This is a genomic window from Citrobacter sp. RHB35-C21 (assembly GCF_013816515.1).
GTDB lineage: Bacteria > Pseudomonadota > Gammaproteobacteria > Enterobacterales > Enterobacteriaceae > Citrobacter > Citrobacter braakii.
On sequence record NZ_CP057147.1, the window covers coordinates 4225900 to 4246278 of the forward strand.

The window sequence follows — 20379 nt, forward strand, 5'->3', positions numbered from 1 at the left end:
GGATAGCGCCACCGCTATCCGCCGCTGTTTATACGGTAAAACCGAGCATCATCCCGGTATCCTCATGCTCTAACAAATGGCAGTGCGCCATATAGGCATGTTCCTTTGGCGCGTCGTGGTCAAATTTCACCAGCACCTCGCTCACGCCGCCCTCAACCCGCACCGTATCTTTCCATCCCGCGCGGTGCGCAGCAGGTGCTTTGCCATTTTCAGACAGAATACGGAACTGCGTGCCGTGAATGTGGAACGGATGCAGCATCATGTCGCCCTGACCGGAAATCACCCAGCGTTCGTGTTGACCTTTCGCCGCGGCAAACATCGGTTTATTCATATCAAACGCCTGACCATTAATCCGGTTGGCATTATGGAAATCGAATGTTCCATGCTTCATGTTGCCCATGTCACCATACTGCATATTCCCCATCTCACCGTGGTTCATATTGCCATGCTTCATGTTCCCGTGGCCCATATTGTCATTATTCATATGGCCCATCATCTTGCCATGATCCATACCCGCCATAGCCTGAGCGCCGTACTTCTTCATCAACATTTGCATGCCCATCATGTCGAGCATTGGGTCCATCGATAATTGCAGTTTGCGCACCGTCAGCCCCTCAAGCGATGGCAGCGCCGGCATGGATGTCAGCGTATCCGGCAACGTGCCGGAAGCGGTAATCAGCAGCGGCTGAACGCGCATCACCGGATGCGGCTTATCAAATGGCGCAATCGCCATGCCCATCTGACCCACAGGCAGAGTGACCAGATCAAACGCTTTACCATCGCTCACGTCCACCAGCACTTCAAATCGTTCGCCCATCAGCATGGGAAGTTCGGTTACTTTTACTGGCTCTGCCAACAGTCCGCCGTCGCTGGCAATAACGTACAAAGGACGATTGTCGCTGGCCGCGATATTCAGTGAGCGTGCGTTACAACCATTTAGCAGACGCAGGCGTAGCCAACCGCGCGGTGCAGCATGCTGAGGATAAATCGCCCCATTGGTTAGCAGCGTATCGCCAAACCAGCCGACGGCAGCGGTCATGATGTCCAGTTGATAGTTAACCTGACCATCAGCAGAGAACTGTTTATCCTGAATAATCACCGGCACATCATCAATGCCCCACTGCTTAGGCAGCAGCAACTTGCGAATCTCTTCATCTTCAATCAGCACCAGTCCGGCCAGGCCCATCGCCACCTGATGACCGGTCTTCCCATGCTGATGCGGGTGGAACCAGCAGGTTGCCGCGCGCTGATCCGGTGTGAAGGTCACAGAACGTTTCCCACCCGCCGGAATAATACCTTGCGGGCCACCGTCGACTTCACCGGGGATTTCCAGCCCGTGCCAGTGCAACGTCGTCTCTTCGGCAAGCTGGTTATGGATATCCACCGTCACCGATTGCCCTTTGCTCAGCTTGACCGCCGGCCCGAGCAAACTGCCGTTATATCCCCAGGTCGTGGCTGTTTTACCGGCAAAACTCGACTGTCCGGCTTGCACGATCAGCTGCATACGGTTAGAGGCATCTGCGGTTAACAGGTCTGGAATGGGTAATGCGGGACGGTCTGCAGCAAATACGCTCCGGCTCCACAGAGGTAACGCTGACGCGACGCCCAGCGCCACGGAGTACTTTAAAAAGTCACGACGTTGCATAATCACTTCCTTATATTCAGCAGCTTAAGCAGGCTATCTTTTAAGCATAAGCCTTCCCCTTACGGGAAGGTCAAGTAAACGGCTAATAATAAAGGTCGTCGCTTCGCTCGCAGTGTGCTAACGTTTAAATTCCGTGATGCAGTGGTAGAAGCAATGAAGACGTTTTTCAGAACCGTTTTGTTCGGCAGCCTGATGGCCGTATGCGCAAACAGCTACGCGCTTAGTGAGTCCGAAGCCGAAGATATGGCCGATTTAACGGCAGTTTTTGTTTTTCTGAAAAATGACTGTGGATACCAGAATTTGCCAAATGGGCAGATTCGTCGCGCACTGGTCTTTTTTGCCCAGCAAAACCAGTGGGACCTGAGTAATTACGACACCTTCAATATGAAAGCGTTGGGTGAAGACAGCTACCGCGACCTCAGCGGTATAGGCATCCCAACGGCCAAGAAATGCAAAGCGCTGGCACGTGACTCCCTGAGCCTGTTGGCTTACGTTAAATAGCCGCGCTGCTGAACCAGCAAGCTTCGCTTACTCTTTTACCGGCAACGTCAGCAACACTGATTTTGCCTGGTTTTCCCCTTTAGTGACTCTCAATATCGCCAACCCCAGTTGCCGCCCAACCTCTTCGTGATCGACGGTAAAGAGACAACTCGACGACACCACTCGCACAGAAAAATCGCTGCTTGCCGTGGCACACAGCATGTTTTTTTCATTGAGTCCGCACTCGGGTAACGAGGCCAGATAGTGACTCGCCCCCATCAGTAAAAAGTCGTTGATGAAAATAATGAAATCAGGCCGCTCTGGCTGCTGTAGAAATTGCCGCGCGGCCTCTTCACCGGAAGATTCAGCTACGCTGCCAAAGAAAACCAACCCGTCATGGTAATGAATCCCTTGCACCGCCAACGCCTGCAAACAGCCGGTCAAGAACTGACGGCCATGCATACTGTCCGGGCCAAGCGTCGCAATGGCAATACGTTGCGCTCCGAGACGCAGTGCCGCACGCACGCATTGTTTCCCCATCTCCTCATGATGAAAATCGACCCAATTGAAGTTCCCGCCCAGCGAGCGGCTTTGCCCCATCGTCACAAAGGGAAACTTTAGTTCATCAAGCAGAAGGATCCGTTCATCATCAATACGAGTGTCTGTCAGGATAATCGCGTCAGCACGGTTCTGCTCAACAATTTTATGCAGCAGTTGTAGCTCACTTTCGCGATCGGTAGAAATATGGATGACCGGATCGATGGCACTCTCTTTTAAACTAGCCTGTAGCCCCCTGGCGATAGCCATAAAGAACGAGGCGGTATGGATATTGCCATCATCCGCTGCAGGCAGCAGCAGAGCCACGACCCCTGTTTTACCACTACGCAAATAGCGGGCTGATGCATTTGGCCGGTAACCCAGTTTATCCGCCGCTTCCAGTACCTTTTTACGTGTGTGGTTACTAATATCACTTTTATTATTTAGCGCTTTCGAAACCGTCGCTGTCGAAAGATTAAGATACGCCGCCAGCTCTTTTATATTCATATTTATTATGGACTAAATAGCTCTGAACAAGGATATTCCTGCCAATTTAACTGATTAGTTTTTACGTGACAATAAAAAACATTTCGACACGACTTTATTGTGTAGCAACGATCACAATTATGCAGTTACAACCATTGAAATCATTATTTTTCAGATCTAGCATAAAACAATACGAAATCGATTAAGTATTAAAACAAAAAGCCCTAAAAATAATCATACAAACAAAGGTACTTATATCATGACATTAGATAGTACGCTTCCAGCTGCGGCCAAAAAACATAAAACGCGCCCCCAAGTCATCTGGATTTGCCTGTTGGCTGCGCTCGCAGGGCTGTTATTTGGCCTGGATATCGGCGTCATTTCCGGCGCTCTACCGCTGATCGCTAAAGAGTATCAACTGCTGGATAGCCAGCAGGAGTGGGTGGTCAGTTCAATGATGGTCGGCGCCGCCGTCGCAACTCTGTGTAGCGGTTTTCTGGCCTATCGCCTGGGCCGTAAATACGCTTTATTAATCGCCGCGGCCTCCTTTTGCATAGGAGCGATTATTTGCACCTGCGCAGTTGGCCCAGGGATGCTCATCGTCGGACGGCTGATCCTCGGCGTCGGTCTGGGTGTCGCATCTTATGCGACACCACTCTATCTTTCTGAAATAACGCCAAAAAACATTCGCGGTGCAATGATATCAGCCTATCAATTGATGATTGCGCTAGGCATCTTGCTGGTTTTTCTGACCAATACCGCCTTTAGCTACAGCGGAAACTGGCGCGGTATGCTGCTGGTTGTCGCCATCCCTTCACTGGTCTTTCTGTTCGGGGCGCTATTCCTGCCGCGCAGCCCGCGCTGGCTCATGATGCATGGCCGTGAAGAGGAGGCTCGGATAGTGTTAATCCGCCTGCGTAATAGCCGTGAAGAGGTGGAGAATGAGCTTAGCGAAATTAAAGAACAGCTCAACGTTAAGCAACAAGGCTGGAATTTATTCAAAGAAAACAGGAATTTTCGTCGCAGTGTTAGCCTGGGAATTATTTTGCAAATCATGCAGCAGTTCTCTGGCGTAAATGTGATGATGTATTACGCGCCGCGTATATTCCATGAAATTGGCTTCACTTCAACAGCCGAGCAGATGTGGGGCACGGTTATTGTGGGCTTCGTGATGACGCTCGCCACCTTTATTGCCGTCGGCTTCGTCGATCGCTGGGGACGAAAACCAATGCTGTACGCTGGTTTTATCACGATGGGTTTCGCTATGAGCATCGTAGGGACGTTGCTGGGTGGTGATGCGTTATCAGCGCTGGAGAAAGGTATCACGGTTACCATGCTGTTGCTGTTTATCGTCGGCTTCTCCATGTCTGCCGGGCCGCTTATCTGGTTATTGTGCTCTGAGATTCAACCGCTGAAAGGCCGAGAATTTGGTATCACCTGCTCCACTTTTACCTGTCACATCGCCGGGATGATTGTCAGTGCAACCTTCCTGTCATTGCTAAATAGTTTAGGTAGCGCCCATACATTTTATTTATATGCGCTACTGAATATTGTCGCCCTCGTGATCATCTATCTTTTTGTGCCTGAAACAAAAAATATTTCACTGGAGCGCATTGAGCAAAACCTGATGGCAGGAAAAAAACTGCGAAATATCGGACAATAATACAAGGGTGCGACAAGATGAGCTTTATAGACTTTAAAGAAGATAACTTTCATATTTCCTTCGAGTTAAATGAAGAACAACAAATTTATATCAGCCAGTTTTTACTTGTCGGAAAGAGTGATGTACAGGGTGCATTCCCTCTTATTCAGGTGCATGTCAGTGGCCATAATCAAAACGATCACCACGCCCGTAAGCATACCGGTAGCGAACCAGGCTCCTCTCTGCGCTATCACGCCCATCGGGAAAGCGAAAATGCGCAGGGGAAAAAACTGGAGATAGATCTACATAGCCCAGCGGTTCACGCCCGCTGGCATCTACAGCATTTTCGTGGGCTACAGGCGGCCCGCGTCTGGTGTGATATCCGTAACGCCAGCGCCGATACTATCGGCCTGGAGTATGTCAGTTCGCTGACGTTGTTCGCCATCGACAGCCTGCCCTGGCAAAAAAATAGCGTCCTGCATCTACCGCATAATAACTGGTACGGCGAAGCACAGTGGAAAAGCGCCACACCACCAGAGCTTGGGCTGGATAAGGTGAATGTCTTCTCCCTTAATCGTATCGCTATCGAAAACACAGGAACCTGGTCCAGTATTGGCTATCTTCCTATGGCGGCATTTGAAGACACGGCGGCAGGAACAACGCTACTCTGGCAAATTGAGCATAACGGTTCGTGGCAATGGGAGATCGGCGATTTCCGTAATCGTCTCTATTTGCAGGCTAGCGGGCCAACGGAAAACGAAAATCACTGGTGGAAACAACTACTACCCGGTGAAACCTTTACCTCCGTGCCTGTTGCCGTAAGCCAGGTACACGGCGGGCTGCAAGAGGCGCTACAAGAGATAACGCGCTATCGTCGACGAATAATGCGCCCTTCACAGGATAATGTGCAGCTACCAGTGATCTTCAATGATTATATGAACTGCCTCTCAGGTGACCCTACAACTGAAAAGTTGCTGCCGTTGATTGATGCAGCCGCAAAGGCTGGCTGCGAATATTTCTGTATTGATTGCGGTTGGTACTCGGACGGTGAATGGTGGGATGGCGTCGGTGAATGGCTGCCTTCATCCTCGCGTTTCCCTGGCGGGATCCACGAACCGCTTGAGTATATTGCCGCCAAAGGGATGAAATCAGGTCTGTGGTTAGAGCTTGAGGTCATGGGCATAGCTTGTCCGCTGGCGCAAAAGCTGCCCGATGAGTGTTTTTTCCAGCGACATGGCAAACGGGTTATCGACCACCAGCGCTATCAGCTCGATTTCCGCCACCCATTGGTACAAGAACATGCCGAACGGATCATCACGCGCCTGGTCGAGGATTACGGTGTTAGCTATATCAAAATGGATTACAACATCAATGCAGGCAGCGGTACTGACTACCAGGCCGACAGCAGCGGCGACGGCCTGTTGCAGCATAACCGTGCCTATCTAACCTGGCTGCAGAAAACAATGCAACGCTACCCACAACTGGTGATCGAGAACTGCGGCAGCGGTGGTTTACGGATGGATTACGCGATGCTGCAACAGCACAGTATTCAATCCGTTACCGATCAAACCGACTATCGGCTCATGGCGGCTATCGCTGCCGCCGCAGCGTCAGCGGTCACTCCTGAGCAAGCTGCTATCTGGTCTTATCCCCTGCGCGAGGGGGATCGGGAAGAAGTGGTGATGAATATGGTTAACAGCATGCTGCTGCGGGTGCATCAGAGTGGTCATCTGGCGGAGTTGAGTGAAGAACGTTTTGCGCTGGTTCAGGAAGGGATTGCGCTGTATAAAACGTTTCGCGAGAAAATTCCGCATCTACAGCCTTTCTGGCCGTTGGGTATGCCCACATTATCCTCACCGTGGTTGGCCTTTGGCCTGCGTAACGAGCATGAGGCGTGGCTCGCGGTATGGCGTATGGACAGCGAACAAGGAGCGATGACCGTCCCTCTCGCGCAACTCGCCACTATCACCTGCGTGTATCCCCAGGCCGAACAGTCGCGCTGCCAGCCTATACTCCAGTCGTCAGGTGCCTGCGTTTTTCTGAACCAAAAGATGACCGCAAGGTTATTTCACCTTACTTTTACCAGTGAATACACCCGATAACGGGCCTGCGAAAAAGTGCTCGGCTATCGGGTGCGCACAGCGCTCACCCGATAGTAATGCGGAGCCGAGTGGCTCCGCGTTGATTAGCGTTGTTGTACAAACTCGCGGTACGCCGCCACGACCTGAAGAAAGTCCTCTACGCCGCAAAGTGAAAAGCTCTCTTCGTCGTAGTAGCTCATCCCCTCTTCCATTTCATCTCCGGAGAATTCCAGCTGATTGGCGCGCACCATCACCTCTTCACCATCCAGCCAGAGCGTGTATTCATGCCCTGCTCGCTGCCAGGAGCGCTCACTGCCCTTCACCGCATGCGCCGCCTGTTCCACTTCATCAAGTAAGGCCAGGTTCTCTTTCACTTCTTCGTTAAACCAGTGCCCCACCACCTCGTGGCCCATGGACATACGCACTTTTACCACTCCGGTAATATCGCGCAGAAATTCGTAATCCATAATGTCTTCCTCTGCTCCCGGCAATGCGCCAATACCGCATTGCACCTTGCTGTAATTATCGCAGCAGCGCGGCAGAAAAAAAGCGTAGCGGGTATAAGGAATAGAAATAAAAATGCCCGGAGAAGCAGACTTCTCCGGGCATTGATGCGTTTTTACACAAATCGCGTTAGCGTATTACACCGCGGTCTGGAAAATCACACCATCGGCTTTCTCAGTATACTGAGACAGCTGGTCGAAGTTCAGATAACGGTAAGTATCCACCGCCGTCTTATCAACCTGCGCCACATAGGTCTGATACTCTTCCGCCGTCGGCAGTTTGCCAATCAGCGCCGCAACCGCCGCCAGCTCCGCAGAAGCCAGGTAGACGTTCGCCCCGGTACCTAAACGGTTCGGGAAGTTACGGGTAGAGGTCGAAACCACTGTTGCGCCGTCAGCCACACGCGCCTGGTTACCCATGCACAGCGAACAGCCTGGGATCTCAATACGCGCACCGCTCTTACCAAACACGCTGTAGTAGCCTTCTTCGGTCAGCTGCGCCGCATCCATACGGGTTGGCGGAGCCACCCACAGACGCGTCGGCAACTGGCCTTTGTGTGCATCCAGCAGTTTACCCGCCGCACGGAAGTGGCCGATGTTGGTCATGCAGGAGCCGATGAAGACTTCATCGATCTTCTCGCCCTGCACGTCAGACAGCAGACGCGCGTCGTCCGGATCGTTCGGTGCACACAGGATTGGCTCTTTGATATCCGCCAGATCGATGTCGATCACCGCCGCGTATTCTGCGTCAGCGTCGGCTTCCAGCAATTGCGGATCCGCCAGCCATTTTTCCATCCCCTGCACACGACGCTCCAGCGTACGGCGATCGCCGTAACCCTCAGCGATCATCCACTTCAGCAGAACGATGTTAGAGTTCAGATACTCAACGATCGGCTCTTTGTTCAGTTTGATGGTACAACCGGCAGCGGAACGTTCAGCGGAGGCATCGGTCAGTTCGAACGCCTGCTCCACTTTCAGATCCGGCAGACCTTCGATTTCGAGGATGCGGCCAGAGAAGATGTTTTTCTTACCTTTCTTCTCAACGGTCAGCAGACCCTGTTTGATCGCGTACAGCGGAATGGCGTGTACCAGATCGCGCAGGGTAATCCCCGGCTGCATTTTGCCTTTGAAACGCACCAGAACGGATTCCGGCATATCCAGCGGCATCACGCCGGTCGCAGCAGCAAACGCCACCAGGCCAGAACCCGCCGGGAAGGAGATGCCAATCGGGAAACGAGTATGGGAGTCACCGCCGGTGCCGACGGTATCCGGCAACAGCATGCGGTTCAGCCAGGAGTGGATTACGCCATCGCCCGGACGCAGCGACACGCCGCCACGGTTCATGATGAAGTCCGGCAGAGTGTGGTGCGTGGTCACGTCAACCGGCTTCGGATACGCGGCAGTGTGACAGAAGGACTGCATCACCAGGTCAGCAGAGAAGCCCAGGCACGCCAGGTCTTTCAGTTCATCACGGGTCATCGGGCCGGTGGTATCCTGAGAACCCACGGAGGTCATCTTCGGTTCGCAGTACGCGCCCGGACGGATACCTTTCACACCGCAGGCGCGGCCCACCATTTTCTGCGCCAGAGAGAAGCCGCGGCTGCTTTCCGCCACGTCTTTCGCCTGACGGAATACGTCGCTGTGCGGCAGTCCCAGCGCTTCGCGCGCTTTGGTGGTCAGGCCACGACCGATGATCAGCGGAATACGGCCACCAGCGCGCACTTCGTCGATCAGCACATCAGTTTTCAGCTCAAAGCTTGCCAGCAATTCGCCGGTTTCGTGGTTACGCACTTCTCCTTTGAACGGGTAAACGTCAATCACGTCGCCCATGTTCATGTTCGAGACATCCACTTCGATTGGCAGTGCGCCCGCATCTTCCATGGTATTGAAGAAGATCGGTGCAATTTTGCCGCCGAGACACAGACCGCCGCCGCGTTTGTTGGGTACATGAGGGATATCATCGCCCATGAACCACAGTACGGAGTTGGTTGCAGATTTACGCGAAGAGCCGGTACCAACAACGTCACCCACATAAGCCAGCGGGTAGCCTTTTTTCTGCAGTTCTTCAATCTGTTTGATCGGGCCTACCGCGCCCGGCTGGTCCGGTTCGATACCTTCACGGGCGTTTTTCAGCATCGCCAGCGCGTGCAGAGGGATATCCGGGCGAGACCATGCGTCCGGTGCCGGAGAGAGGTCATCGGTGTTGGTTTCACCCGTCACTTTAAACACGGTAACGGTGATTTTTTCAGCCAGAGCAGGACGGTTCAGGAACCATTCGGCATCGGCCCAGGACTGCATTACCTGCTTCGCATATTCGTTGCCCGCTTTGGCTTTTTCTTCTACATCGTAGAAGTTATCGAACATCAGCAGCGTTGAAGAGAGCGCTTTGGCGGCAATCGGCGCCAGTTTTGCGTCGTCAAGCGCGTCGATCAGCGGATGAATGTTGTAACCACCCTGCATGGTGCCCAGCAGTTCAATGGCTTTTTCTGGCGTCACCAGCGGGGAGGTGGTGTCGCCTTTCGCGACGGCAGCGAGAAAACCCGCTTTAACATAAGCGGCTTCATCTACGCCAGGAGGAACGCGGTTGATCAACAGGTCTAACAGGAATTCTTCTTCGCCCACAGGCGGGGTCTTCAGCAGCTCGACAAGTGCGGCCATTTGGGTTGCGTCTAACGGTTTTGGCACAATCCCCTGGGCAGCACGCTCAGCTACGTGCTTACGGTATTCTTCTAGCACGACGATATCTCCTCGCTCTCATTGTCATAATGCGGCGCTTTTGTAGATGGGCGATTCTCTTCACGCTCCTGTGAGACAGTAGTTAGTAGGGTAAATGCCCGGTACCGCGTAAGGCACAATAACAGGATTTTCATTAAGTGTTAATCCGTTTACAAAAAAGCAACATAAAAAATTGGCTGAATCGTTAAGAATGGTGTAGCGACAAGGCGGGGCGTAATTTAGGCTCCCTAAAAACAATGTGAAACGGTGGATTTTCAAGCGCGACATGCTGAATATTCCAGCGATTTTTCAGCCATCAGATATAATTGTGTAATAAATCTTCACACTCTTTTTCCGGACCTGCCGGGTGAATCCCCAATAAAAGTCAAAACTATCTAACACGGGTGAATAATACTCGCGGCAACAGAACGCCTCACGGCACAGCGCTTGTCTCGTTGGAGTCATTTTATGAAGTTGCCCTTTAAGCCACATCTGCTTGTCCTTCTGTGCAGTGCCGGGCTATTTGCCGCCTCTGGCGTGATGTTCGTTAAAAGTCGCGCAACGGAGCCAGCAGCTCCAGCCCCCGTCGCACAGCAACCGTCCGCACCGGCTCCAGCTCCCGTAGCGGCCCCTGCCCCGGCCGATCAACCAGCGCCCACCGCAGCCCCTACGTACACATCGGCACAAATCGATCAGTGGGTTGCGCCTATCGCGCTCTATCCGGATTCACTGCTGTCGCAAATTTTGATGGCCTCAACCTACCCGGCCAACGTCATCCAGGCCGCGCAGTGGTCAAAAGACAATCCCAAAATGCAGGGTGATGCCGCCATTCAGGCCGTTGCCAGCCAACCCTGGGATCCCAGCGTGAAATCGCTGGTGGCGTTTCCGCAGCTGATGTCGCTGATGGGTGAAAATCCGCCGTGGGTACAGAGCCTGGGCGATGCATTCCTTGCGCAGCCGAAAGAGGTTATGGATTCCGTTCAACGCCTGCGTGCGCTGGCGCAACAGACCGGAGCATTGCAATCAACACCGCAGCAGACTGTTACCACCGTGGCCAAAGCAGCTCCGGCTAAAACCGTTACCAGCGAGTCAACGACCACAACAGCCACGACCGCCGCCTCAGCAAGCCCAACGGTAATCAAAATTGAATCCGCCGACCCGCAGGTAGTTTACGTTCCCACCTATAACCCAAATACAGTTTACGGTACCTGGCCGAACACCGCCTATCCGCCAACCTATCTACCGCCAACGCCCGGCGAGCAGTTTGGCAACAGCTTCGTTAACGGTTTAGGCTTCAGCCTCGGCGTCGCCACAACTTATGCCATCTTCAGCAATATTGACTGGGATGACGACGATGACTGGGATCACCATCATAACGATGACTGGGATAACCATGGCGGCTATAACCGCAACGGTGATAACAACATCAATATCAACGTAGATAACTTCAATAAAATCAGTGGACAGCGTCTGACGGATGCCAACCGTACCTGGCAGCACAACCCGGCCTATCGCGAAGGGGTGCCGTACCCTAATAGCCAGCTCAATAACCGCTTCCACTCCACTAACACGGCTACGGGCCTAAGCTCAACCCAGCAAAGACCGGTCAACCGTGATAGCCAGCGTCAGGCAGCGTTGAGCCAGATGGAAAAATCAACGGGGAAAACCTTCCCCCAGACAGCGCGTACGGGAACGAAAGACGCCCAGCGTCAGGCATCCAGCCAACAGCTAAAGCAAATTTCCCAGCGTAATAACTACCGTGGTTACGATAGCAAACCGCAAACGGCAAAACGGGCAAACGCTCAGCAACATGAACATCGCCAGGCCACCACTCAGCGACAAGAGAAACGGGTCACGCAACCAGCGCAGCAACGCAACGTGCAGCAGCGCAATCTTCAACAACGGACCAGCCAACCGCGGGCCAATGCGCTGAGCGGCAACGACAGTCGCTCCGCCAGTTGGCAGGCGCAGCAGCAGCGAGGGGCTCAAAGCAGGCAGGTCGCCCGCAACCAGCCATCTCGCCAGCTATCCGGCGACCGTGCTGAACACCGTGAATTCCGTCATCGTTAAGGGAACCGACATGAAAAATAAACTACTCAGTGGAATGGTGTTATTCATGGTTTCGACCACCGCGATGGCACAGCAATCCTTCAGCACACCAGACCAGGCGACCGATGCCCTGGCAACCGCGATAAGCGAGCAGAATGAAAGCGCGATGAACAACCTGCTCGGGGAAAACTGGCGCGAGTTTCTGCCACCGGAAGGCGTCGATCCTGATGCGGTTGATCGCTTCCTGCGCGACTGGAAGGTCCGCCATAATACTGTCATCGACGGCAATAGCGCGCACCTGGTGGTCGGGGACAGCGACTGGCAACTGCCGATCCCGGTTGTTAAAACCGCTTCCGGCTGGCAATTTGATATCAAGGAAGCGGCCGAAGAGATCCTGACCCGTGAGATTGGGCGCAACGAACTTGCCGCTATTGAAGCATTACACGCCTATGTTGATGCTCAGCAAAGCTACTTTGCGATGAACCAAAAATACGCGCAAAAGATTGTCAGTTCTGAAGGGAAAAAAGATGGTCTGTACTGGCCTGTTTCGCCCGGCGAAGCGCCAAGCCCGCTTGGCCCGGCCTTTAGTCCGCAGGAGCCTGGCACGGGCTATCACGGCTATCGTTTCCGTATCCTTCCCGATAAAACCAGCGGCTTTGCGATGGTTGCCTGGCCCGTCAGCTACGATCACACTGGCGTTATGAGTTTTATGATTAACGGTGATGATAAAGTCTATCAGGCCGATCTCGGCGCTGATGCACAGCAGAAAGCCGAGGCGTTAACCGCATATCATCTGGATAAAAACTGGCAGCCCGTAGCGCCCTGAATGCCAGTCAAATAGTGAGTTGACCGGGGCTCCGGCCAACTCACGAGAGATTACAGGATGTTAGCGACGGATTTCGCCAGCTGCGCTTCCAGAACCGGTTTCGCTTCTTCGAACTTCAGGTTCACTTTGTTGGCATTAGACACGACGCGGGTCTGGTATTTTGCGCGATCGCCCTGCGCGCTGCTGGTTTGCAGCTTGATACCGGACGTGCCCTGGCGCAGTGCGGCAACGTTACCAGAACTGGTAGCTTTCAGGCAAAAAAAACGCCTCCGAAGAGGCGTTTTCACAAAAGCGGGAAGATTACTTTTTCTTCGCTTTCGGGTTTGGCAGGTCGGTGATGCTACCTTCGAACACTTCTGCCGCCAGGCCCACAGACTCGTGCAGAGTCGGGTGCGCGTGGATGGTCAGCGCGATGTCTTCAGCATCACAACCCATTTCGATCGCCAGACCGATTTCACCCAGCAGCTCGCCGCCGTTGGTACCGACAATCGCACCACCGATAACACGGTGAGATTCTTTGTCGAAAATCAGTTTAGTCATACCGTCTGCGCAGTCGGAAGCGATAGCACGACCAGAAGCAGCCCACGGGAAGGTGGCGGTCTCAAAACTGATGCCTTTCTCTTTCGCTTCTTTCTCAGTCAGGCCAACCCATGCAACTTCTGGTTCAGTGTATGCGATGGATGGGATAACTTTCGGATCGAAGTAGTGTTTCTTACCGGCGATAACTTCAGCGGCAACGTGACCTTCGTGAACACCTTTGTGCGCCAGCATCGGCTGACCGACGATATCGCCGATAGCAAAGATGTGCGGCACGTTGGTACGCAACTGTTTGTCAACGCGGATGAAGCCACGGTCATCAACTTCCACGCCAGCTTTGCCCGCGTCGAGGTTTTTGCCGTTCGGTACACGACCGATAGCCACCAGCACTGCATCGTAACGCTGAGCTTCAGCAGGCGCTTTTTTGCCTTCCATGGAAACGTAGATACCGTCTTCTTTCGCTTCAACGGCAGTTACTTTGGTTTCCAGCATCAGGTTGAATTTCTTGCTGATGCGTTTGGTAAAGACTTTAACCACGTCTTTATCGGCAGCCGGGATAACCTGGTCGAACATTTCAACCACGTCGATCTCTGAACCCAGCGCATGGTACACAGTACCCATTTCCAGACCGATGATACCGCCGCCCATTACCAGCAGGCGCTTAGGAACAGTTTTCAGTTCCAGTGCATCGGTGGAATCCCACACGCGCGGATCTTCATGCGGAATGAATGGCAGTTCGATCGGACGGGAACCCGCCGCGATGATCGCGTTGTCAAAGTTGATCACGGTTTTGCCGTTTTCACCTTCAACTTCCAGGGTGTTCGCCCCGGTAAATTTACCCAGACCGTTAACCACTTTCACTTTACGGCCTTTGGCCATACCCGCCAGACCGCCGGTCAGTTGAGTGATAACTTTTTCTTTCCAGGTACGAATCTTGTCGATATCGGTTTTCGGCTCGCCAAAAACGATACCGTGTTCAGCCAGCGCTTTGGCTTCTTCGATAACTTTTGCTACGTGCAGCAGCGCTTTAGAAGGGATACAGCCGACGTTCAGACAAACACCACCGAGGGTGCTGTAACGTTCTACGATGACGGTCTCCAGACCTAAATCTGCGCAACGGAAGGCAGCAGAGTAACCTGCAGGGCCTGCCCCAAGTACCACGACCTGAGTTTTGATTTCAGTGCTCATCATGACCTCTTAATTTATACCCGTCGTCCACCGGGTCGTTCTATCCGCCCGTATTTTACAAAATTGTTAACAATTTTGAAACAACAAACGGCAACCGATTTGTCTTTCGCACAATAACCTCACTGACTTCATGAGATTACCAGAAAAAAGCCGGCCGTCGGGCCGGCTTTTTCGCTTACATCACCAGGCGGCGAATGTCAGACAGCATGTTGTTGATGATGGTGATAAAGCGCGCACCATCAGCACCGTCGATTACGCGGTGGTCGAAGGAGAGCGAAATCGGCATCATCAGACGCGGCATAAACTCTTTACCGTTCCACACTGGCTCCATAGAGGACTTGGAGACACCGAGGATAGCCACTTCCGGCGCGTTCACAATCGGCGCGAAGTGGGTCGTGCCCAGGCCACCGATGCTGGAGATGGTGAAGCAACCGCCCTGCATTTCGCCAGCGGTCAGCTTGCCATCACGCGCTTTCTTGGAGATGGTGGTCAGTTCACGAGACAGCTCGGTAATGCTCTTCTTGTTCACGTCTTTGAAGACCGGAACAACCAGACCATTCGGCGTATCCACCGCGACACCGATGTTGATATATTTTTTCAGGGTCAGACGCTGACCGTCTTCAGACAGAGAGCTGTTGAAGCGCGGCATCTGTTCCAGAGCGGCGGCAACGGCTTTCATGATGAAGACCACTGGCGTGAATTTCACATCCAGTTTACGTTTTTCAGCTTCGGCGTTCTGCTGTTTACGGAACGCTTCCAGATCGGTGATATCGGTCTTGTCGAAGTGCGTAACGTGCGGGATCATCACCCAGTTACGGCTCAGGTTAGCACCAGAGATTTTCTGGATACGGCCCAGTTCCACTTCTTCGATTTCACCAAACTTGCTGAAGTCCACTTTCGGCCAAGGCAGCATGCCCGGAATACCGCCGCCTGCTGCTGCCGGAGCAGCTTCAGCACGCTTGATAGCGTCTTTCACGTAAGCCTGAACGTCTTCACGCAGGATACGACCTTTACGGCCAGAACCTTTCACTTTCGCCAGGTTTACACCGAACTCGCGCGCCAGGCGACGAATCAGCGGCGTTGCATGAACGTAAGCGTCGTTCTCAGCGAACTCAGATTTACCTTCCGCTTTCGCGGCCGGAGCTGCAGCTGGTTTAGCAGCCTGAGCCGGTGCAGCTGCAGAGGCTGGAGCAGCCGCGGCAGCTGGAGCGGCAGCAGGTGCTGCGCCTTCAACTTCGAAGATCATAATCAGAGAACCGGTTTTGACTTTGTCACCGGTGCTGATTTTGATTTCCTTCACGGTGCCCGCGAACGGTGCCGGAACTTCCATCGACGCTTTATCGCCTTCAACGGTAATCAGTGACTGCTCAGCGGCAATTTTATCGCCCACTTTAACCATCACTTCAGTGACTTCAACTTCGTCACCGCCGATATCCGGAACGTTAACCTCTTTCGAGCCAGAAGCTGCCGGAGCCGCCGCTGCTGCTGGAGCTGCCGCCTGAGCCGGTGCTGCAGCAGGCGCTGCGCCTGCAACTTCGAAGACCATAATCAGAGAACCGGTAGACACTTTGTCGCCCGTGTTGATTTTGATCTCTTTAACGGTGCCCGCGAACGGCGCCGGAACTTCCATCGACGCTTTATCGCCTTCAACGGTGATCAGAGACTGTTCAGCCGCAACGGTGTCGCCCACTTTAACCATAACCTCGGTAACTTCGACTTCGTCACCGCCGATGTCCGGTACGTGTACTTCTTTCGCCGCTGCCGCAGCAGGTGCTGCTGCCGGAGCTGCTTCTTTCTTCTCTTCTGCCGGAGCAGGTGCAGCGGCTGCTGCACCATCGGCGGAATCGAAAATCATGATCAGTTTGCCGGTCTCAGTTTTGTCGCCAACAGAGACTTTGATCTCTTTAACGATACCTGCCTGAGGAGACGGAACTTCCATAGAGGCTTTGTCGCCTTCTACGGTGATCAGCGACTGTTCAGCTTCAACTTTGTCGCCTACTTTGACCAGGATCTCGGTGATTTCAACTTCATCAGCCCCGATGTCCGGTACATTGATTTCGATAGCCATTATTCTTTTACCTCTTACGCCAGACGCGGGTTAACTTTATCTGCATCGATGTTGAATTTGATGATTGCGTCAGCAACCACTTTCTTATCGATTTCGCCACGTTTAGCCAGTTCGCCCAGGGCCGCTACAACCACATAAGAAGCATCAACTTCGAAGTGGTGACGCAGGTTTTCACGGCTGTCAGAGCGACCGAAGCCGTCAGTACCCAGTACGCGATAATCATCAGCCGGTACATAAGTACGAACCTGTTCGGCAAACAGTTTCATATAGTCAGTAGATGCCACTGCCGGAGCGTCGTTCATCACCTGAGCGATGTACGGAACGCGCGGAGTTTCCATCGGGTGCAGCATGTTCCAGCGTTCACAATCCTGGCCATCACGCGCCAGTTCAGTGAAGGAGGTTACGCTGTAAACGTCAGAACCTACACCGTAGTCGTTCGCCAGGATCTGTGCTGCTTCACGCACGTGACGCAGGATAGAACCGGAGCCCAGCAGCTGAACTTTACCTTTCTTACCTTCGAGGGTTTCGAGTTTGTAGATACCTTTACGGATACCTTCCTCGGCACCTGCTGGCATTGCCGGCATGTGGTAGTTTTCATTCAGCGTGGTGATGTAGTAGTAAACGTTCTCTTGTTTCTCACCGTACATACGCTCCAGACCATCGTGCATGATGACCGCAACTTCGTACGCGTAAGACGGATCGTAAGAGATACAGTTCGGGATAGTCAGAGACTGAATATGGCTGTGACCATCTTCGTGCTGCAGACCTTCGCCGTTCAGCGTCGTACGACCAGAAGTTCCCCCTACCAGGAAGCCGCGAGCCTGTTGGTCGCCTGCCTGCCAGCACAGGTCACCGATACGCTGGAACCCGAACATGGAGTAGTAGATGTAGAACGGAATCATCGGCAGATCGTTGGTGCTGTAAGAGGTCGCAGCAGCCAGCCAGGATGCGCCAGCACCCAGTTCGTTGATGCCTTCCTGCAGGATCTGACCTTTCTCGTCTTCTTTATAGTAAGCAACCTGCTCACGGTCCTGCGGGGTGTACTGCTGGCCGTTCGGGCTGTAGATACCGATCTGACGGAACAGACCTTCCATACCGAAAGTACGCGCTTCGTCAGCGATGATCGGAACCAGACGATCTTTGATCGACTTATTCTTCAGCATTACGTTCAGGGCACGAACGAAAGCGATAGTGGTGGAGATTTCTTTGTTCTGCTCTTCCAGCAGCGCACCGAAGTCTTCCAGAGCAGGCAGTTCCAGCTTCTCGGTGAAGTTCGGCTGACGAGCAGGCAGATAGCCGTGCAGTTTCTGACGCTGAGCGTGCAGATAAGTGTGCTCTTCAGAACCTTCCGGGAAGGTGATGTAAGACAGGTTTTCAACCTGCTCATCGGTCACAGGAACGTTGAAACGGTCGCGGATATAACGCACGCCGTCCATGTTCATTTTCTTCACCTGGTGAGCGATGTTTTTACCTTCGGCGGTGTCACCCATGCCGTAACCTTTGATGGTATGGGCCAGGATTACAGTTGCTTTGCCTTTGGTTTCCTGCGCTTTCTTCAGTGCAGCGTAGACTTTCTTCGGATCGTGACCACCACGGTTCAGAGCCCAAATCTGCTCGTCAGTCCAGTCAGCAACCAGGGCTGCGGTTTCCGGGTATTTACCGAAGAAGTGCTCACGTACGTATGCGCCATCTTTGGATTTAAAGGTCTGGTAGTCGCCGTCAACGGTTTCGTTCATCAATTGGATCAGTTTACCGCTGGTGTCTTTACGCAGCAGCTCATCCCAACGACCGCCCCACATGACTTTGATAACGTTCCAGCCAGCGCCCGCGAAGATGCCTTCCAGTTCGTTAACAATCTTGCCGTTACCGGTGACCGGACCGTCAAGACGCTGCAGGTTACAGTTGATAACAAAGACCAGGTTGTCCAGTTTCTCACGGGTCGCGATGGTGATAGCACCCTTAGATTCTGGCTCATCCATTTCGCCGTCGCCCAGGAAGGCGTAAACGGTTTGTTTAGAGGTATCTTTCAGGCCACGGTGTTCCAGATATTTCAGGAACTTAGCCTGGTAGATTGCACCGATTGGGCCCAGACCCATAGATACGGTCGGGAACTGCCAGAATTCCGGCATCAGTTTCGGGTGCGGGTAGGAAGACAGGCCTTTGCCATGTACTTCCTGACGGAAGTTGTTCATCTGCTCTTCAGTCAGACGACCTTCCAGGAATGCGCGAGCGTAGATGCCCGGAGAGATGTGGCCCTGGAAGTAAACCAGATCGCCGCCATCCTGCTCGTTGCGTGCACGGAAGAAGTGGTTGAAGCAAACATCATACACCGTTGCGGAGGACTGGAAGGATGCCATGTGGCCACCCAGCTCGAGGTCCTTTTTAGACGCGCGCAGTACGGTCATGATGGCGTTCCAGCGGATAGCAGAACGAATACGACGCTCCAGCTCCAGATTGCCCGGGTATTCCGGTTCATCTTCAACGGCAATAGTGTTTACATAATTGCTGGCCCCAGCACCTGCCGCTACTTTCACGCCGCCTTTGCGAGCTTCTGAAAGCAGTTGGTCGATCAGATACTGAGCACGCTCAACACCTTCTTCACGGATGACCGATTCGATCGCCTGTAGCCAGTCGCGAGTTTCGATCGGATCCACGTCATTTGGGAAACGTTCTGACATGGGGGTATTCCTTATCTATCTAATACGTTGAGTTATCTGGAACCTGTCCCATTACGTTCTCACCAGAGAGCGTAATAAGACAGGTTCTGCGTTTAGTTGCCGCGCCTTTCGATAGCGCTTGATTTACAACATCTTCTGGTTAACGTTCTGCCAGAAAAATCACTAATTCTTTCGTTGCTCCAGACGGCGTAAGGCGCGTTCACGACGGCTTTCCTCACGGCTCCTGTCCAGCAGAATCTCTTCGATAAACGCCAGGTGACGGTGAGACGCTTCACGCGCTTCTTCAGGCTTCCCGGCGATAATTGCTTCAAAGATGCGGGTACGGTGACTGCTCACCAGCGGCAGCATCTCGCGACGCGCATACAGCAATTCGAAGTTTTGCCGAACGTTCTGGGCCAGCATCGGCTCCATACACCTTAGCAAATGGAGCAGCACCACATTATGTGCCGCTTCGGTGACAGCAATTTGATACTGGAGTACCGCGTCAGATTCGCCGTCAAGATCGCCGGACTGTTGAGCAAGCTCGATCGCATGGTGGAGTTCACGGATACGCGTTTTGTCTTCATCCGTGCTGCGCAGTGCAGCGTAATAGGCTGCAATACCTTCCAGCGCATGGCGCGTCTCAAGCAGGTCAAACTGGGATTCAGGATGGTCGGAGAGCAGCTCTACCAGTGGGTCGCTAAAGCTCTGCCACAGGCTGCTCTGAACAAAAGTGCCACCGCCCTGACGACGAAGCAGTAACCCCTTCGCTTCAAGGCGTTGGATCGCCTCGCGTAAGGAGGGGCGGGAGACGTCGAACTGTTTTGCCAGCTCGCGTTCCGGTGGGAGTTTTTCTCCGGGGCGAAGTGTCCCCTCAAGAATTAAAAACTCCAGCTGCTGCTCAATCACATCGGAGAGTTTTGGTTGGCGGATTTTGCTGTAGGCCATGATTTCCTGTCTTAAGC

General features: G+C 53.2%; 13 protein-coding genes and 1 pseudogene. 5 read left to right on the forward strand and 9 right to left on the reverse strand.

The features are described 5' to 3' along the window. Nucleotides 1-28: 28 nt before the first annotated feature. Nucleotides 29-1645 (reverse strand): multicopper oxidase CueO, encoded by a 1617-nt coding sequence (gene cueO / locus HVZ39_RS20575; RefSeq protein ID WP_181632909.1) that lies wholly within the window; start codon nucleotides 1643-1645, stop codon nucleotides 29-31. Nucleotides 1646-1798: 153 nt separating this feature from the next. On the opposite strand from cueO, the gene HVZ39_RS20580 reads away from it, so the two are divergent. Next, nucleotides 1799-2146, forward strand: a complete 348-nt coding sequence (locus tag HVZ39_RS20580) for a YacC family pilotin-like protein (RefSeq protein WP_003018667.1) — start codon at nucleotides 1799-1801, stop codon at nucleotides 2144-2146. A gap of 27 nt (nucleotides 2147-2173) precedes the next feature. On the opposite strand, the gene HVZ39_RS20585 is transcribed toward HVZ39_RS20580, so the two are convergent. Beyond that, nucleotides 2174-3169 carry a LacI family DNA-binding transcriptional regulator gene (locus HVZ39_RS20585; RefSeq protein ID WP_103766822.1) on the reverse strand — a complete coding sequence of 332 codons (996 nt, stop codon included), beginning with the start codon at nucleotides 3167-3169 and terminating at the stop codon, nucleotides 2174-2176. Between the two features lie 238 nt (nucleotides 3170-3407). On the opposite strand from HVZ39_RS20585, the gene HVZ39_RS20590 reads away from it, so the two are divergent. Both HVZ39_RS20590 and HVZ39_RS20595 read left to right on the forward strand, forming a co-directional pair. Continuing rightward, nucleotides 3408-4811, forward strand: a complete 1404-nt coding sequence (locus HVZ39_RS20590; RefSeq protein WP_181632910.1) for a sugar porter family MFS transporter — start codon at nucleotides 3408-3410, stop codon at nucleotides 4809-4811. Nucleotides 4812-4828: 17 nt separating this feature from the next. Then, the gene (locus HVZ39_RS20595; RefSeq protein WP_220137861.1) at nucleotides 4829-6892 is read left to right on the forward strand and encodes a glycoside hydrolase family 36 protein; all 2064 of its coding nucleotides are present in this window, start codon (nucleotides 4829-4831) and stop codon (nucleotides 6890-6892) included. A gap of 83 nt (nucleotides 6893-6975) precedes the next feature. Here HVZ39_RS20595 and yacL read toward each other — a convergent pair whose 3' ends face one another. After that, nucleotides 6976-7338 (reverse strand): protein YacL, encoded by a 363-nt coding sequence (gene yacL, locus HVZ39_RS20600; protein WP_075847966.1) that lies wholly within the window; start codon nucleotides 7336-7338, stop codon nucleotides 6976-6978. 174 nt (nucleotides 7339-7512) lie between these two features. Beyond that, complete coding sequence (gene acnB / locus HVZ39_RS20605) at nucleotides 7513-10110, reverse strand: bifunctional aconitate hydratase 2/2-methylisocitrate dehydratase (protein WP_016151723.1); 2598 nt, start codon at nucleotides 10108-10110, stop codon at nucleotides 7513-7515. Nucleotides 10111-10557: 447 nt separating this feature from the next. On the opposite strand from acnB, the gene HVZ39_RS20610 reads away from it, so the two are divergent. Together HVZ39_RS20610 and HVZ39_RS20615 are read left to right on the forward strand one after the other, a co-directional pair. Next, entirely contained in the window at nucleotides 10558-12159 is a 1602-nt protein-coding gene (locus HVZ39_RS20610) for a DUF3300 domain-containing protein (RefSeq protein ID WP_181632911.1), read from the forward strand. 10 nt (nucleotides 12160-12169) lie between these two features. Next, a complete protein-coding gene (locus HVZ39_RS20615) occupies nucleotides 12170-12964 on the forward strand; it encodes a DUF2950 family protein (protein WP_047499851.1) in 795 nt (264 codons plus the stop codon). A 50-nt stretch (nucleotides 12965-13014) separates the two neighbouring features. Here HVZ39_RS20615 and traT read toward each other — a convergent pair. The 5 genes and pseudogenes from traT to pdhR form a co-directional block, all read right to left on the reverse strand. Beyond that, nucleotides 13015-13206, reverse strand: a pseudogene (gene traT, locus HVZ39_RS20620) (complement resistance protein TraT); the annotation flags it as partial. Nucleotides 13207-13264: 58 nt separating this feature from the next. After that, nucleotides 13265-14689, reverse strand: a complete 1425-nt coding sequence (gene lpdA / locus HVZ39_RS20625; protein ID WP_016155701.1) for a dihydrolipoyl dehydrogenase — start codon at nucleotides 14687-14689, stop codon at nucleotides 13265-13267. 175 nt (nucleotides 14690-14864) lie between these two features. Then, nucleotides 14865-16757, reverse strand: coding sequence for a pyruvate dehydrogenase complex dihydrolipoyllysine-residue acetyltransferase (gene aceF / locus HVZ39_RS20630; RefSeq protein ID WP_016151718.1), 1893 nt, complete (start codon nucleotides 16755-16757; stop codon nucleotides 14865-14867). A 14-nt stretch (nucleotides 16758-16771) separates the two neighbouring features. Then, nucleotides 16772-19435, reverse strand: a complete 2664-nt coding sequence (aceE, locus tag HVZ39_RS20635; RefSeq protein WP_016151717.1) for a pyruvate dehydrogenase (acetyl-transferring), homodimeric type — start codon at nucleotides 19433-19435, stop codon at nucleotides 16772-16774. A gap of 162 nt (nucleotides 19436-19597) precedes the next feature. Then, on the reverse strand, nucleotides 19598-20362 hold the full coding sequence (pdhR, locus tag HVZ39_RS20640; RefSeq protein ID WP_003018699.1) for a pyruvate dehydrogenase complex transcriptional repressor PdhR: 765 nt from the start codon (nucleotides 20360-20362) through the stop codon (nucleotides 19598-19600). Nucleotides 20363-20379 lie beyond the last annotated feature (17 nt).

Bases quoted from the DNA above. Each gene is read 5' to 3' on its own strand.
- cueO (WP_181632909.1), bottom strand. From the start codon at position 1,645: ATGCAACGTCGTGACTTTTTAAAGTACTCCGTGGCGCTGGGCGTCGCG.
- yacL (WP_075847966.1), bottom strand. From the start codon at position 7,338: ATGGATTACGAATTTCTGCGCGATATTACCGGAGTGGTAAAAGTGCGT.
- HVZ39_RS20590 (WP_181632910.1), top strand. From the start codon at position 3,408: ATGACATTAGATAGTACGCTTCCAGCTGCGGCCAAAAAACATAAAACG.
- aceE (WP_016151717.1), bottom strand. From the start codon at position 19,435: ATGTCAGAACGTTTCCCAAATGACGTGGATCCGATCGAAACTCGCGAC.
- HVZ39_RS20585 (WP_103766822.1), bottom strand. From the start codon at position 3,169: ATGAATATAAAAGAGCTGGCGGCGTATCTTAATCTTTCGACAGCGACG.
- HVZ39_RS20615 (WP_047499851.1), top strand. From the start codon at position 12,170: ATGAAAAATAAACTACTCAGTGGAATGGTGTTATTCATGGTTTCGACC.
- HVZ39_RS20595 (WP_220137861.1), top strand. From the start codon at position 4,829: ATGAGCTTTATAGACTTTAAAGAAGATAACTTTCATATTTCCTTCGAG.
- HVZ39_RS20610 (WP_181632911.1), top strand. From the start codon at position 10,558: ATGAAGTTGCCCTTTAAGCCACATCTGCTTGTCCTTCTGTGCAGTGCC.
- lpdA (WP_016155701.1), bottom strand. From the start codon at position 14,689: ATGAGCACTGAAATCAAAACTCAGGTCGTGGTACTTGGGGCAGGCCCT.
- aceF (WP_016151718.1), bottom strand. From the start codon at position 16,757: ATGGCTATCGAAATCAATGTACCGGACATCGGGGCTGATGAAGTTGAA.
- HVZ39_RS20580 (WP_003018667.1), top strand. From the start codon at position 1,799: ATGAAGACGTTTTTCAGAACCGTTTTGTTCGGCAGCCTGATGGCCGTA.
- pdhR (WP_003018699.1), bottom strand. From the start codon at position 20,362: ATGGCCTACAGCAAAATCCGCCAACCAAAACTCTCCGATGTGATTGAG.